This is a genomic window from Sanguibacter sp. Z1732 (assembly GCF_051020515.1).
Taxonomy (GTDB): Bacteria; Actinomycetota; Actinomycetes; order Actinomycetales; family Beutenbergiaceae; genus CALKWS01.
This window is the reverse complement of record NZ_CP194857.1, coordinates 2,104,949-2,119,673: the sequence shown is the minus strand read 5'-3', so window position 1 is coordinate 2,119,673 and position 14,725 is coordinate 2,104,949. Positions and strand designations below refer to the sequence as shown.

Annotated in this window: 15 protein-coding genes; 4 read left to right on the top strand and 11 right to left on the bottom strand. The window is 70.6% G+C overall.

Features of this window, described 5'->3' with window-relative positions; all coding sequences use genetic code 11:
- The first annotated feature begins 22 nt into the window (after positions 1–22).
- A complete protein-coding gene (locus tag ACRRRO_RS11250; protein WP_434080265.1) occupies positions 23–1,852 on the top strand; it encodes a helicase-associated domain-containing protein in 1,830 nt (609 codons plus the stop codon).
- The gene (locus ACRRRO_RS11245) at positions 1,768–2,475 is read left to right on the top strand and encodes a hypothetical protein (RefSeq protein ID WP_434080264.1); all 708 of its coding nucleotides are present in this window, start codon (positions 1,768–1,770) and stop codon (positions 2,473–2,475) included. The genes ACRRRO_RS11250 and ACRRRO_RS11245 overlap by 85 nt, the downstream gene beginning before the upstream one ends.
- 449 nt (positions 2,476–2,924) lie before the next feature.
- Here the strand turns inward: ACRRRO_RS11245 and ACRRRO_RS11240 are convergent, their stop codons facing one another.
- Genes ACRRRO_RS11240 through ACRRRO_RS11220 form a run of 5 tightly spaced genes read right to left on the bottom strand, consistent with a single transcriptional unit; the run spans position 2,925 to position 5,050 of the window.
- A complete protein-coding gene (locus ACRRRO_RS11240; protein WP_434080263.1) occupies positions 2,925–3,122 on the bottom strand; it encodes a DNA alkylation repair protein in 198 nt (65 codons plus the stop codon).
- A gap of 28 nt (positions 3,123–3,150) precedes the next feature.
- On the bottom strand, positions 3,151–3,684 hold the full coding sequence (locus tag ACRRRO_RS11235) for a DNA alkylation repair protein (protein WP_434080262.1): 534 nt from the start codon (positions 3,682–3,684) through the stop codon (positions 3,151–3,153).
- Positions 3,681–4,121 carry an SRPBCC domain-containing protein gene (locus tag ACRRRO_RS11230; RefSeq protein WP_434080261.1) on the bottom strand — a complete coding sequence of 147 codons (441 nt, stop codon included), beginning with the start codon at positions 4,119–4,121 and terminating at the stop codon, positions 3,681–3,683. The genes ACRRRO_RS11235 and ACRRRO_RS11230 overlap by 4 nt, the downstream gene beginning before the upstream one ends.
- Complete coding sequence (locus ACRRRO_RS11225; protein WP_434080260.1) at positions 4,003–4,662, bottom strand: SRPBCC family protein; 660 nt, start codon at positions 4,660–4,662, stop codon at positions 4,003–4,005. Before ACRRRO_RS11225 ends, ACRRRO_RS11230 begins: the two co-directional genes overlap by 119 nt.
- Before the next feature lie 40 nt (positions 4,663–4,702).
- The gene (locus ACRRRO_RS11220; RefSeq protein ID WP_424798008.1) at positions 4,703–5,050 is read right to left on the bottom strand and encodes an ArsR/SmtB family transcription factor; all 348 of its coding nucleotides are present in this window, start codon (positions 5,048–5,050) and stop codon (positions 4,703–4,705) included.
- A gap of 308 nt (positions 5,051–5,358) precedes the next feature.
- Here ACRRRO_RS11220 and ACRRRO_RS11215 point away from each other — a divergent pair, with 308 nt between their 5' ends.
- Positions 5,359–6,351, top strand: coding sequence for a hypothetical protein (locus tag ACRRRO_RS11215; protein WP_424798009.1), 993 nt, complete (start codon positions 5,359–5,361; stop codon positions 6,349–6,351).
- 51 nt (positions 6,352–6,402) lie between these two features.
- On the opposite strand, the gene ACRRRO_RS11210 is transcribed toward ACRRRO_RS11215, so the two are convergent.
- Complete coding sequence (locus ACRRRO_RS11210; RefSeq protein WP_424798010.1) at positions 6,403–6,639, bottom strand: hypothetical protein; 237 nt, start codon at positions 6,637–6,639, stop codon at positions 6,403–6,405.
- Between the two features lie 42 nt (positions 6,640–6,681).
- Here ACRRRO_RS11210 and wecB point away from each other — a divergent pair, with 42 nt between their 5' ends.
- Positions 6,682–7,764: a non-hydrolyzing UDP-N-acetylglucosamine 2-epimerase gene (gene wecB / locus ACRRRO_RS11205; RefSeq protein WP_424798011.1), complete on the top strand. Its 1,083-nt coding sequence runs from the start codon at positions 6,682–6,684 to the stop codon at positions 7,762–7,764.
- Positions 7,765–7,910: 146 nt separating this feature from the next.
- On the opposite strand, the gene ACRRRO_RS11200 is transcribed toward wecB, so the two are convergent.
- The 5 genes from ACRRRO_RS11200 to ACRRRO_RS11180 all read right to left on the bottom strand — a co-directional run bounded on the left by ACRRRO_RS11200 (position 7,911) and on the right by ACRRRO_RS11180 (position 14,723).
- Positions 7,911–9,173, bottom strand: coding sequence for a nucleotide sugar dehydrogenase (locus tag ACRRRO_RS11200; RefSeq protein WP_424798012.1), 1,263 nt, complete (start codon positions 9,171–9,173; stop codon positions 7,911–7,913).
- Positions 9,174–9,303: 130 nt separating this feature from the next.
- Positions 9,304–11,295, bottom strand: a complete 1,992-nt coding sequence (locus tag ACRRRO_RS11195; protein WP_434080259.1) for an ABC transporter substrate-binding protein — start codon at positions 11,293–11,295, stop codon at positions 9,304–9,306.
- A 143-nt stretch (positions 11,296–11,438) separates the two neighbouring features.
- Positions 11,439–13,079, bottom strand: coding sequence for a DUF885 family protein (locus ACRRRO_RS11190; RefSeq protein ID WP_434080258.1), 1,641 nt, complete (start codon positions 13,077–13,079; stop codon positions 11,439–11,441).
- Positions 13,072–13,647 (bottom strand): DUF885 family protein, encoded by a 576-nt coding sequence (locus tag ACRRRO_RS11185; protein ID WP_434080257.1) that lies wholly within the window; start codon positions 13,645–13,647, stop codon positions 13,072–13,074. Before ACRRRO_RS11185 ends, ACRRRO_RS11190 begins: the two co-directional genes overlap by 8 nt.
- Complete coding sequence (locus ACRRRO_RS11180) at positions 13,584–14,723, bottom strand: DUF885 family protein (protein ID WP_434080256.1); 1,140 nt, start codon at positions 14,721–14,723, stop codon at positions 13,584–13,586. The genes ACRRRO_RS11185 and ACRRRO_RS11180 overlap by 64 nt, the downstream gene beginning before the upstream one ends.
- Positions 14,724–14,725: the final 2 nt, after the last annotated feature.

Here is a 14,725-nt window from a genome sequence, read left to right as displayed (position 1 = left end):
CACACTTACTAAGATGGTGCGGATGACCTCCCGCCCTGCCACGCCCGAGACGGTGCCCTCCGGCGCCGACCTTGCCGGCACCCTGCGAGGCTGGGACGACGACGCCCTGGCGCACCTGCTGCGCACCCGCCCGGATCTGGCCACCCCACCGCCGTCGTCGATCACCGCGATGGCCACCCGCGCCGGCTCGCGCGCCTCCGTCACCCACGCGTTGGGGCAACTGGACCGCCCCACCCTGACCGTGGCCGAAACGCTGGCGGTGATGAGCACGCCCTCCTCCCCCACCTCGGTGCGCGCACTCACCGAGGCGCTGGGGTTCGAGGCCGACGACGGCGCCGCGCGCCTGCTCGACCGCGCCCTGGCGCTGGGGTCCCCAGAGGCGATCTCGCTGGTGGAGGGGGCCCGCGAGGCGCTGGCGTCGGCTCCGCTGGGTCTGGGCCCGCCGCTGCGCGCGCTCGGGCTGCGGGCCGCCGATGGATGGCCGACGACGAAGCCCGCCGTGACGGCAGCCCTCACCGGGGCGCCGGAACCAGCAAAGCGGATGCTGACGGCGCTGATGTGGGGGCCGGCGGTGGGATCCTTCGAGCACGTGCCCGAACCGGTGCACTGGTTGCTGGGCGCCAAACTCCTGCACCGGCTCTCCGAGACCCAGGTGGTGCTGCCCCGGGAGGTGGCGCTGGCCCTGCGCGGGGGCCGGCTGGTCCGCGAGGTGCCCACGGCCGCCCCGCTGACGGAGGCGCCGGCGCGCGGTGCCTCGACGGTGGCGGCCGAGGCGGCCCGGGCCGGGGAATCGGTGCTGCGACATCTGGACCAGTTGACCCGGGCCTGGGCGCAGGACCCACCGCCGGTCCTGCGCACCGGTGGCGTGGGAGTGCGGGACATGCGGGCCCTGGCTGGGATGCTCGGCGCGGAGGTGGAACACGCGGCGCTGATCGCCGAGCTGGCCGGGATGCTCGGCCTGGTGGGTCACCACCATGGTGGGGACGGCTCGTTCTGGGCGCCGACCGCGGTGGGGTTGGAGCCCGAGCCCGACCCGGTGCAGGGCCGGTGGGCCCAGATGGTGTGGACGTGGCTGGAGTCGGCGCGCACCCCGTGGCTGGTGGGCACCCGGACCGACAAGGGCGTGCTGCGCGCTGCCCTGGCCCCGGACCTGCAGCGCTCCTGGGCGCCGCAACTGCGTCGCCGGGTACTGGAGGCGTTGGACCGGTGGCCGGCCGGGTCCGCCCCGGACGCCGCGGCCGTGCAGGAGCACCTGGCTTGGCACACCCCGCGTTCGGCCCCGCCGGAGGCCACGGTGGCCGCGGTGCTGGCCGAGGCGGCAGCCCTGGGACTGACCGGAGCCGGGGCGTTGAGTGAGCCCGGCCGGGTGTTGCTGGCGGCGGAGGCGACACCCGCGGCGATAGCCGAAGCCTTCGCCGTCGGCCTGCCCCCGCTGGTGGAGGAGATGTTCATCCAGGGCGACCTCACCGGGATCGTGCCCGGCCGGCCGGACCCGGCGCTGGCGCGGCTGTTGGAGGCGACCGCGCAGGTCGAGTCGCGCGGCTCGGCGATGACGGTGCGGTTCACCCCGGACTCGGTGCGTGCGGCCCTGGACGGTGGGTGGCTGCCGGAGCAGATACTGACCGACCTGGGTCGGTTCTCCCGCACCGGCGTGCCCCAGCCGCTGGAGTACCTGTGCATGACACCGCCCGCACCCACGGGCAGTTGCGGGTGGGCCGGGCCGCCTCGTTCCTGCGCGCCGGGCAGGACGGGGTACTCACTGCGCTGGTGGGCGAGAAGGGCCTGGCTGACCTGGGGTTGCGGCTGCTGGCGCCCACGGTGGCGGTGGCCGAGGTGGGGCCGCAGGAGTTGATCGAGGCGCTGCGCGCGGCCGGGCACTCGGCGCTGGCCGAGGGCCCCGACGGGCAGGTGGTGGCCCTGGGCAGCCGTCAGGTGCGGGCCAGCCGGGGGCTGCGGGCGGGCACTGGGCTTTCTGCGGGCAGCGGAGCGCGGGGCGGCAGCGGGTTGCGGGCCGGCAGCGGGCTTCCTGCGAGGAGCGGAGCGCGGGGCGGCAGCGGGATTTCTGCGGGCAGCGGAGCGCGGGGCGGCAGCGGGATTACTGCGGAGGGCTCAGCCGGTGGCGGGACGCACGCTGGAGTCCCTGCGGGCACGGTGACGCACAGCGCTGCCGATGATCCCGGTGCACTGGCCGAACTGATCGCCCAGATGCGCACCGGGGAGGAACGGGCGCATCGCAGTGCCGGCAACGGGCACAGCCAGGATCCCGTGTACGCCTTGGAACTCCTGCGCCAGGCCGCCGCCGGGGGCACGCAGGTGGAACTGGTGATCGCCGGATCGGCCGGAGCGCCCGAGCACCGCCGGGTGCGCCCCTTGAGCGTGGCCGGCGGGCGGGTGCGGGTGCTCGATGTGGTGAAGCAGGCCGAGTTGACGGTGGCGGCCCACCGCATCGTCAGCGTCGCGACCCAGCCCGGCTGACGCCGTCTGGCCTCCCCTACCGACCACCACCCGCTCGCGCCGCCCTTCCACCTGCCGTTGAGATCGCGGCACCTGCCTCGAGATCGCACCACCTGGTCAGTGCACTCAGTCCAACTGCCGCGACCTCAGCAGCGGCGCTACGCAGCCCGGCAGTCGCCGTCAGCCCTCCGCTGCCGGCCCTCCCCTGCCGACCACGACCACTCGCGCCGCCCCTCCATCTGCCGGCGCCAACCCTCCATCTGCCTGACGTCGCGGCATATGCCTCGAACTCGCACCACCTCCCCGGTGCACTCAGTCCAACTGCCGCGACCTCAGCGTGATGGACCGCGGCCAGCGGGCCAGGTCCGCGACCTCAGCAGCGGCGGCGGCCAAGGTGCCGGGACCTCAGCGGCGGCGGGTCAGGTGCCGCGACCTCGGGCAGGTAGCGATCGGCAGGCGCCGGCGGGGGGTCAGCGGCGGGGGCGGATGAACTGGGCGCGGGTGGCGTCGTCGAGGTTACTCGTGGCCAGCCGCAGGCTCGGGCGGGTCATCTCCTGGTGGTGCCGGTTCAGGAAGTCCACCAGAGCCTGCTCATCGACTGTGCCCACCTGGCGCAGCGCGGTGCCGACCGGCTTGGTCACCCACGGCGAGGGGTCGGCGACCAGCATCCGGGCCAGCGCCAGCGGGTCCTCCAGGTCACCCGAGCCGATCAGCCAGAACGCGCGCGGTGATCGCGGTGCGGCGCTCCAGCGCCACCTCCGAGCGGGCGAGGTCGAACAGCGGCTGCCTGGACCTGTCCACCAAGTAGGCCCCCACCACCCGCGGTGCGGCCCGGTCGATGAAGTCCCAGGCGGTGAGCAGATGGTGGTTGTCCAAGTACACCTCGTACAGGGCGCGCCGGTCCTGCTCGCTCAGGCCCCGCCGTCGGGCCTTGAAATCCAGGATGGACACGCCCACCATCCGCACCTCGTACCACCGGGACGCCAGTAGATCCGGCACGGACGAAACCGGGAGGTCGGTGGCGGACTTGGCCAGGTCGAACACGTCCCGCATCCGGACCCCGACGGCCGCCAGCCCGCTGTCGGGCGGCAGTCGCCGGGCGACCTTGTCCCGCTCGGTCGGTGAACTCACCTCACGCAGGGCGGTGAAGATCTGCTCGACGCCGGTGGTGTCGGTGCGGATCGCCTCGGCGCGGGCAGTGCCGGTGCCGGTGCTCCCGGTGGCGTTCATGCCGCGGCCAGCACCGCGCGCTCCAGCCGGGCGTAACTGGTCTCCATGCCGTCGGTCATGCCGGTGGCCAGGATGGCGTCGCGCATCTCGGCGTTGTCGTAGGTGATGAGCAAGGTGATCAGGGTGCCACCGGTGACGGGGATGAGGGTCTGCTCGTTCAACGTGGGCGGGCCCTCCATCCCCTCCATCGCCTCGGTCTGCACCGCCCGGTGCGGCTCCTCGGCCTCCAGGAGCTCACCGGTGAGGGCGAAGCCGGGACTGCTGCCGTCATCGGGGGCCCAGGCGTACCGGTAGGTCTGCCCGACCTCGGTGGCGACCTCACACGAGGTCATCGACCATCCGTCCGGTCCGAGCATCCAGCGCTTGAGCAACTCCGGGTCCTGATGGGCGTCCCAGACCTGCTGGGGTGTGCCGCGGATGATCCGGGAGAAGCGCACCTGGGTGTCGGAGAGGATCTGGGCCTGAACCGGTAGGTCCGCGGAGAAGGGAGGCCAGATCGGCCACCACGTCGTCGATCTGGCTCATCGCCGAGCGCATGCCCTCCTCCATGCCCATGGTGAGCATCCGCTTAAGGTTGTCGGCGGAGTTGAAGTAGGTGGTGGTGGTGCATCGGGACCCGGTGTCGGTCTCGGTGAACTCGTACACCATGCGCATGGCCGGCATATCCCGATCGGGGTTACCGTCCGGGCCGGTGAAGCCGTCCAGGACCTCGAAGGAGCGTCCCGGATCGACGGCCAGGAACTCCCAGTAACCGCCGGACCGCTCCCCTTCCGGTCCGGTCATGTAGTAGTGGGAGAACCCGCCCGGGGCCATATCGTGGCGGGTGAAGGTGGCCGGCCAGGTGACCGGTCCCCAGAACTTCTCGATCTGACGGGCATCGGCGTACGCGTCCCAGAGCCGCTGCACCGGCACCGTGAAGTCCGCGACGATCGTGATCTGCAGGGTTTCGGTGTCCTTGTGGACGGTGGTGATAGGCATCGTTGGTGACCTTCCTCGGTCTGTCCTCGATAGGTGTTTCTCAGTCCTGCTCCAGCAGCGCGTCGAGGCGGTCGATGCGGCTGCGCCAGATCTGCGCGTAGTGGTCCAGGAGGGCCTGGGCCCGGCGGATGGTGGCGGGATTGCCGCGGACGAGTCGCTCGCGGCCCCTGGAGTGTTTGGTGACCAGTCCTGCCCGTTGCAGGACGGTGACGTGTTTCTGCACCGCTGCGAACGACATGTCGTACTCAGCGGCCAGACGGGAGACGGAGAACTCCTCGACCAAGGTGCGCCGGACGATGTCACGCCGGGTGGTATCGGCGAGAGCCTGGAAGATCCGGTCCACCTCGTCGTCGCTGAGTTCCAGTCGCTGCTGGTGATGTGCAACCATTTGGTTGTACGTTAGACCCACGGAACGGTCTCGTCAAGGCCCAAATTCGGAACGAGGATGCCTGGAATCGGCGCCTGTCACAATGGGCCGGTGCTGGCTTCAGATGCCGCGAAGCACGGCCTCAGGCACGGCCCGTGAGCACCGCACGGACCTGGCCCGGCGGCTAGCACAAAGCCGGCCGCTGCGCCCGTGGAGATGCGTTTGCGCACGTCAGGGCATTGCTTCACGGCAGGTTGGAGACGTACAGTGGATAGTCCCTGACATCGTTGGGCTCTCCCACGCGTCGGTGAGCCTGCCAAGGAGACACCGTGCGTAAGTCATCTCGCCCCGCCGCCGTGCTCGCAGCGCTGGCGCTGGCGGCTACCGGTGCCGTGGCAACCGCCGCTACCGCCTCGGCCGATCTGGTCACCCGTTGCGTGGGCACCGCCGGCGAGGTCACCGTGCCAGGTGACCTCGTGGTCCCCTCGGGGCGCACCTGCATCCTGGAGGGCACCACCGTGACCGGGCAGGTGCGGGTGCAGTCCGGCGCGAACCTGGTGGTCACCGACGGCACCCTCGCCGACCGGGTGGTGGTGGCCTCCGACGCCTACTTCGACGCGACGAGCACCGCCATCGGGGCGAACCTGGCCAGCAACGGTGCCTACGGAGTGTTCCTGGAGGGCTCCCAGGTGGGCGGGCATGTGGTTGGCCGAGCCGGCGACGATGATCCGGGCTTCCTGTACTCGATGGACACCTACGTGGAGGGCCGGATCGACGTCGTCGACGGAGCCGTCTACCTCGACTCCACCAGGGTGGGCCGATTCGTCAGCACCGAGGGCACCGTCTCCACCGACATCATCGACTCCACGATCGCCCGGGAGCTGACCGTGGCCGACAACGCGGCGGGGGCACTGATCTGCGCCAGCGAGGTGGACGGCAACGCGAGCTATCTCGGCAACACCGCCGTGCAGGTGGGCGCCGGGGACGCGCTGGCCGAGTGCGACGAGGTGAACTACTTCGGCGCGGACCTGACCGTCTCGCGCAACACCGGCGGGGTGAGCGTGGCGGGCAACATCATCCGCGGGGACCTGACCGGTGCGGACAACAACCCGGCCCCGGTGGGAGCCGACAACCGGGTGCGCGGAGAACTGAGCGGGCAGTTCACCGACCTGCGTGCTGCCGGACCGAGCATCTCCGCCCAGGAGGACGCCCGCGCTGACGTGGAGGGCTACCGCACCGGTGAGGAGATCGTGACCGAGCGCTCGGACAGGCGCGAGGCGGCGATCAGCGAGGGCGAGCGCGTGGGACCGGCCGGGTTCTGACGCCGCCTGCCCGCCGGCCTGGCGGGTACTTCGGCCCGAGGGGTCGCCGGGTTACGACAGCGCCCCCGGGTTACGACAGCGCCCCGGTCGGGACAGCGCCCCTGATTGGGACAGCACCTCCGGTTGGGACAGCGCCCCTGATTGGGGCAGCACCTCCGGTTGGGACAGCGCCTCTGATTGGGGCAGCACCTCCGGTTGGGACAGCGCCTCCGGTTGGGACAGCGCCTCCGGTTGGGGCAGCGCCTGGGGTTCGGACGGGCCGCGGATTCGGCGTCGTAGCCGCGCCATTAGGCTGGCCGGGACCTGACTCCGGCGATTGCTGAGGCCTTGATGAATCCGTTGGTCATCCATGTGACCGGTGCCCGCCCGAACTTCCCCAAAGCCGCACCTGTGCTGGCAGCCCTGGAATCCCGGGGCGTGGAGCAACTTCTGGTGCACACCGGCCAGCACTACGACGAGCGGATGTCGGAGGTGTTCTTCCGGCAGCTGGGCATCCCCACCCCGGATGTGAACCTGGGCGTTGGCTCGGGCACGCACGCCAAGCAGACCGCGGCGATCATGGTGGCGATGGAGGACCTGCTCACCGAGCGCAAGCCCGCGATGGTGGTGGTCTACGGGGATGTGAACTCCACCGTGGGGGCGGCCCTGGTCGCGGCCAAACTCGGCATCCCCATCGCGCACGTGGAGGCCGGGCTGCGCAGTTTCGACCTGACCATGCCCGAGGAGATCAACCGGATCGTGACCGACCGGTTGGCGGACCTGCTGCTGACCACCAGCCCCGACGCGATCGCGCACCTGGGCAACGAGGGGGTGCACCCGGACAAGATCCACCTGGTGGGCAACCCGATGATCGACACGTTGCTGGCCAACCTGGACCGCTTCGACGCCGACGCCGCCCGGGCCTCCTTCGGCCTGGAGGGGCCCTATCTGGTGGGCACGCTGCACCGGCCGGGAAACGTGGACAACGACGACGACGTACGCCGGTTGGTCACGGCGGTGCACCAGGCCGCCGGGCTCGCCCCGATCGTGGTGCCGCTGCACCCGCGCGGACGCCCGCGCCTGGAGGCGGCCGGCATCCTGGACCACCCGGGCATCCGGCTGGAGGAGCCGCTGGGGTACCTGGAGTTCATGGGCCTGGTGCGCGGCGCCGCCGCGGTGGTCACCGACTCCGGGGGCGTGCAGGAGGAGACCACCATCCTGGGCGTGCCGTGCCTGACGCTGCGCCCGAACACCGAACGCCCGGTCACCATCACCCACGGCACCAACGAACTGGTCACCACCGACACCCTCGCGGGCAAGGTGGAGCAGATCCTGGCCACCGGACCGCTGACCGAATGGCCCACCCCGCCCCTGTGGGACGGCAAGGCCGGTCAGCGCATCGCCGACGTCATCGCCGGGGCGCTGCCCGGCTGAGCACAGCCCGGCCGGGCGCCGCCCGGTTGAACACCCCTGGGCCGGAGCGCGCCCTCTGCACGGCACCGCCGAGCCGGGTGCGCTCGCGCAGAGCACCGCATCGCCGGGCGCGGTCACCGACCGGGCCCGGCTACGCCGTCGTCGGCTCAGAGGCGGTATGCGCCGGGAGCGGTGACCTTGCCCTTGGTGTCGAAGAACCGCTTGGAGGCCTTGGCCAGGGCTTCGACGTCATACTCGCTGTGGTCCTGCACCAGGATCACCAGGTCCGCCTGCGCCACCGCCGCGTCCAGGTCCCCGACCCGCTGCAAGGCCTGGCTGTTGGCGTTCCAGGTGACCACGTTCGGGTCGTGGAAGGACACCACCGCACCCTGGGCCTGCAGCGCCTTCGCCAGCGGTACCGCCGGGGATTCGCGTTGGTCGGCGATGTCGGGCTTGTAGGTCACCCCGAGCAGCAGCACGCTGGCCCCGCGCATGGCCAGGGCGTCCTCGTTCAAGATGTCCTGGGCCCGCCGGGCCACATAACCGGGCATCGTGGCGTTGATCTCCTGGGCCAACTCCACGAACCGGAACGGATACCCCAGCCGGGTCCGCACGTTATAGGACAGGTAGTTCGGGTCGATCGGGATGCAATGCCCACCCACCCCGGTGCCGGGATAGAAGGCCTGGAACCCGAACGGCTTGGTCTTGGCCATATCGATCACATTCCACAGATCGATATCGAGCTCGTGGGCGAACCGGGCCATCTCATTGACCAACGCGATATTGATATGGCGGTAGGTGTTCTCCAACAACTTGGCCATCTCCGCCTCCCGCGGACCCTTGGCCGGCACCACGGTGTCCACGAACCGCTCATAAAACGCCACCGCCGCCGCGGTGCTCTCCGGGGTCAGGCCCCCCACCACCTTGGGAGTGTTCCGCATCCCGAACTTGGCGTTGCCCGGGTCGATGCGCTCGGGGGAGAACGCCACATGGAAGTCCACCCCGGCCGTCAAACCCGACCCCTCCTCCAACAACGGCACCAACACCTCATCGGTGGTGCCCGGGTAGGTGGTGGACTGCAAGATCACCGTCATCCCCGCCCGGAGCTGGCGCCCCACCGCCTGACCCGCCGAGACCACCGGCCCCAGGTCGGGGCCACCCTCCGCCGACAACGGCGTCGGCACGCAGATCACCGCGGTCCGGGCCCGCCCGATCACCGACTCATCGGTATCGGCCCGAAAACCTGCCTCCACCATCTGCGCCACATCAGCATCAGTGAGGTCATCCACGTGCGAACGCCCCGCGTTCAGGCCCTCGACCACCTTGGCGCTGACATCGAAGCCCAGCACGCTCAACCCCGAACGCACCGCCTCCTGGGCCAACGGCAAACCCACATAACCCAGGCCAAGTACCACCGCGTCTGCGCTCACCGCGCCTCCTCATCCGCTCTGTCCCAGGCGGGTGCCCCACCTCGATTCCGCCCCACGGTAACGCGCCAATGCTGCTCTTGGCACGCTCCGCGGCAGAGTGTGGCGGACCCGACGCCGGCGGGCCCGGGGATCAGTCCTGGAACTCCCACTCCCAGTAGTTCCAGAAGATGGTCGGCGCCAGCGGGATCGGGTCGATGTTCTGCAGGCGGGAGTCATAGCCGGCGATCAACTCGTGCTGGAAGAGCACCGTGCCGAAGGCCTCCTCGACCAGGATCTGCTCGACCTCGGCGAGGATGTTAGCCTGCTCGGCCGCGTCGGTCTCCGAACTGAGTTCGTCGAAGAGTTCGTCGACGCGCTCGCTGGAGAACTCGCCGATATTGTTGAACCCACCGGTGATGTAGTTCGCCGAGGAGGCCCCCACCGCGGTGGAGGTGGACTGCCAGCCGAACAGGGAGGCGTCGAACAGGCTGCTGTCGGTGAGCAGGGAACCCCAGTTGACGTCGCCGACGTCGACCAGCTCGAACAGGCCCTCGCGCTCCACCGACTCGCGCATCAGTTCGTAGATGTTGGAGCGGCGGGCGTTGTTCGGGTCGTACATCACCCGGACCGGCACCGGGGTCTCCACCCCGGCGTTCTCCAGCAACTCGGTCGCCGCGTCCAGGTCGGTCTCCACCGGCCAGGTCTGCGGCATCTGGTTGGTCTCGACCATCTGGTCGTAGTCCGGTGAGCCCGGCACCTGGGTGTAGGAGTGACGCACCTCGGCCTCGGGGTACAGCGGCTGCACCTGGGTCTCCACGATCTCCTGGCGCGGGATCAGGTTCAGGAACGCGTTGCGCACATCCCGGGCGGTGTCGGCGTCGCCCCCGTAGGTCTCCGGGTCGAACGGGCCGCCGTTGTCCACGGCCAGGGTGACGTGCTCATACGTGGGTCCGTCACCGGTGTAGACCCCGACCAACTCGCCCAGGTTCTCCAGAGCGGCCAGCGTGTCCGGGGTGGCCTGCGGCTGGACCAGGTGCACCTCCTGGTTCTGCAGGGCCTGGATGTGGCTCATCGGGTCACCGGAGATGGTGACGGTGATCTCCTGGATCGCGGCCGGCCGATCGCCGGTGTAGTCCTCGTTCGCGGTCAGCGTCAGGTACTGGTCCCGCTGGAACTCGGTCATCAGGTACGCCCCGGAGGACAGGTACACCAGTTCGTCATCGGGCAGGGTGTCACCGAACTGGAAGCCGGTGTTCCAGAACGCGGCGATGGAGGACAGCGCCTCCACGTCGTTGTCCTGGATGGCGGCGATCACCGCGTCCTTGGCTTCCTGGGGGTCCTCGATGTCCAGGGCGCGCATGCCGACCACGTGCGCCGGCACGCCGACGTCGAAGTCGTACTCCCAGTCCACGTACGGCACCGAGTAGTCGAAGGTCACGCCCTTGCCGTCGGCGATGATCTCGGGCATCTCCTGGATCAGGCCGATGGTGCTGGCGCGGGTGCCGTTGAAGAACACCTCGTTCTCGGCGTCGAGCCGTTGGGCGGCCTCGTCCTGGACGGCCTGGTCGTAGTCGTCCTGGATCTCCTCGGGGATCTCCGGTTCGCCGTCGTCGCCCTCCTGCGCGTACTCCTCGAACAGCTCGGACTCGACCTGGGCGATCACCTCGTCGTCGTCCGCCAGGGTGTTGCGGTGGCCGGAGTGCGCCGCCCAGTACAGCATCAGGTCGGCCGCGTCGACCTCCACCGGCTCCGGGCCGCCGTACCAGTACGCCTCATCGGAGAGGATGAACTCCATCGTCATCCCCTCGTCCGTCTCGCTGACCATGTCGAAGGTGCCGAAGCCCTCGTTGCGCTGCAGTTCCAGCTCCTGGTCGAAGTACCGGAACGACTCGTTCATCAGGTACAGGATGTTGGCGTTCGCGGTGGCGTTCCCGGTGCGGGAGTCGTTGTTGTACTCATAGAAGGACTGGTTCCAGCCGATGGTCAGCGAACTGTCCTGGGCCTCGCCGGTGGAGTCGGTGTCGTCGGTGTCCACCGGGTCGGCATCGGGGTCGTCCCCGGTTCCGCCGTTGCACGCCGCCAGCACAAGGGCGGTCGCAGCGGTTACGGCAACTCCGGCCATCAGGCGTCTGGTCTTCAACATTCCTCCTACGTGGTGCCGCGGGCCCGCGACGACGGGACTGGCTCGCCGGGATGCCCACCGGACCGGGAAACTCGAGTGTGCCTCGAGGTCCACCATGGACACCGGGATCGTACACAGATTGGTGAGTCTCGCCGTCGTCCGTCCTACCAGGTAAGACGGCTACGGCGCCGCGCCGAACTCGCGGCGCAGCACCGGTTCCAGCAGCGACACCGGCGGGGAGCCGTACCGCAGCAGCGCGTCGTGCAACCGGCCCTGCCCCCCGGGCACGACGGCGGCGAAGGTGGCGCGGAGTTCGTGGAACATGTCCCGGCCCAGCACGTACGTGGAGGGGTAGGTGGGGTTGTCGTGGCGGGTGTAGCGGTCCACTTCCCCGGCGGCCTGTGGTGGTCCATCCCGGTGCGCTCGACGAGGAGTTGCACGGCGTCCTCGTGGGTGAGGCGGCCGGTGTGCAATCCGGTGTCGATCACCAGGCGCAGCGAGCGCCACAACGTGTTCCGACGGGCGAACAGGGCCTGGGTGCTCTGCCCGAACACCCGCTCCTCCAGGATGTCCTCCACATACAGTCCCCATCCCTCCACGAACAGGGGCGTGCGGAAGAACCGCAGGAAGGAATCCTCGGCCGTGCCGAGCACGTGGTGCACCGACTGCAGGTGGTGGCCCGGGTAGGTCTCATGGCCCACGATGGAGCGGATGAAGGTCGGGCAGTTGTCCCGCTCGTGCCCGGCCTGGCGTTCCGGGGTGGCATCCGGGTCGGCCGGGGTGATGAGGAACTGGCTCACCATCGACGAGGCGTACGGAGGAACGGTGCGCATCTCCCCCAGCGGCAGGCCCGCCCGGCGGAACTGCGGGAGCGGGGCCACCACGCACTCCTGGTCCGCCGGCACGCTGAGCAGGTCGTGCTCGAGGGTCTGCCCGATGCTGGTCTGCACCTCGGCGCGGTAGGCGTTGACGAACTCGGGCCCGGGGGTGCGTTCGGCCTTGAGAGCCTCGATCTGCTCCGGCCAGGTGCGGGCCGGGTCGAGGACTGCGGCGAGTTCGGTCAGGCCCTGTTCGACCTCGGTGACCTTGGCCCAGCCGTGCTCCCAAATCTCATCCGGGCTCAGGTTCAGCAGGTGGTAGTCGCGCAGCAGCCCGGTGAAGGTCTCCTCCCCCACCGCCCAGGTGCCGGCGCCGGCGGTGGTCAGCGCGTCACAGTGCTGCCCGAAGGCGTCCATGGCGCCAAGGAGGGCCGTGCGCCGTCGATCCGCATCCCCGGCCAGGTCGGTCGGCAGCGCCGCGTCCAGGTCCGGGAGTTCGTCCGCGATCAGGGTGCGCAGACCGGCGACGGCGGGGATCGCCATGGTGGCCCAGCGGGACGGGACCAGTTCGGGCGTCAGCGATGCACGTCCGGCGTCCAGGAAGGTCGCGGCCTCATCGAGCAGGTCGAGGTAGGCGGTGGCGTAGGCGTGATCGCCCAGGTGGTCCGGGTCCAGGGCCGTCAGCGCGTCACCGAGGACCTCGGCGTACCAGTAGGGCGCGCGCTGCCACGGGCGGGCCACCCGCAACTCGTGCAGGCGGTAGGCGACCTCGGCCTGCAGGCACCGCTCCTCGAGCCACTCCCGGGACCCTTCGGGGCTGAGCACCGGCCCCGCCCACCCTGCGATGGTCTCCTCCAGCCGCGCGTAGAAGGCGGGGTCGGTGGCCGGCAGCGCCAGCGTGGGCCTGCCCGTCTGCGGGTCGAGCACGCCGACCTGGCGTGCGGTGGCCGGATCGGCCCGGACCAGGACGGCGGCGAACTCATGCACGGGCCAACTCCTCCAATGTCTGCTGCAGCGGTCCCAACCCCATCGGTCCCAGGGACAGTGCCTGCTGGTGGAAACTGCGTTCGTCGAACCGGCCGGTGGCCAGGGCGATACTGCGCGCGTCCTCCCACAACTTCGCACCCATGGAGAACGCGAGCGCCTGACCGGGCCAGCCGAGGTAGCGGACCACCTCGAACCGGGCGGTCTCGGTGTCACACCCGGCGGCCTGGGTCAGGACCTGCACGCCCACGTCGGTGGTCCAAGTGGTGGCCTGGGTGAAGCCGTTCCCGGCGGGGATCTCATAGCCCAGGTGCAGGCCCATGTCGATCACGATCCGGGCCGCCCGCCACCGCTGAGCCAGCACCACGCCCAGTTGCTCCCCTGGATCGGCGATCAGGCCCCAGTCGCCGGCGCGGCCCTCGGTGTAGTGCGCCCACCCCTCGGCGTAGCCGTGGATGTGGCACAGGTAGCGCTGCCAGGGGTGCAGGGCCTGAGTGGACATGGTCATCACGTACTGCAGGTGGTGCCCCGGGACGCCCTCGTGGTGCACGGTGCTGACCTCTCGCCACACCGGCAGTTCGGTGGCGCCGGTGGGGGGGTGGACCAGACCACCCGCCCGGGCCGGGTGCCGGCCGGGTCCGGTGGGGAGTAGTAGATCGAGCCGGATCCGGGCGCGGCCAGCACCGCACCGCAGCGGGAGTCGGCGGGGATGTCGAAGATGGTGCCATCGAGGGTGCCGTGGGCGCGGGCGATGCGGTCCTCGACCCACTGCACCAGCGGCGGCCCCACCCGCACGTGCCCGGAGGCGTCGGCGTCCAGCATCGCGGCCGCCTCGTCCATGCTGGAACAACCGAGCCGGGCGGCCAACTGCTCGCCCTGGCGGGTGAGTTCGGTCAGCCGGTCCCAACCGAAGGCGTAGGCCTCCGCGAGATCGATCTCCTTGCCGAGGAACGCCGTGGAGGTGGCGCGGTACAGGTCGGGGCCGACGGCGTCGACCTCGCTGCCCCGGGCGGCGTGGACGTCCTCCAGCCAGGTGGCCAGTTCCACGCACGCCGCTCGCGCGGCGGCCAGTTCGGTCTCGGCGCGCGGCGCTGTCTCCGGGGTGAGCAACCGGCCCAACCGGTCATCCCGGGCCGGGTCGGCCCACCGGCGGAGCTGGGCGGCCAGGGTCCGGGACTGCCGGGCCGCGACGACGTACCCACCGGCCGCGGCGTGGTCCAGCCGCGCGGCGTAGGAACGCAGTGCGTCCGGTACCTGGGCGAGGCCACCGATGAGCAGGTCGGCGTCGCCCGCAGCGGACTCCAGCCCCATCACCACCTCGTGCGCGGGTGAGGCGAGCGGGGCGACCAGGCCCGGGATGAAGCCACTGTCGTGCAAGGCCATCTCGCTGTGCAGCCGTTCACCCAGCGCGCGCCGCAGCACCCGGGCCGGTGCGGACTCCTCGGACTCCCCAGCCGGGCGCTGGTCCAACTGGCGCAGGCCATCGCGGGCCAGGGCCGCCCGTTGCTCGACCTCCTCCGGGCCGGGCGCCGCCCAGAGCCGGTCGGTCTGCTGCCCCATGGCCTGCGCGGCCCGTGGGTTGAGCACGGTAAGACCGTCCACGTAAGAGTCCGCGACCTGGCCGGGGTGGCCCAGATCCGCCGTCACCG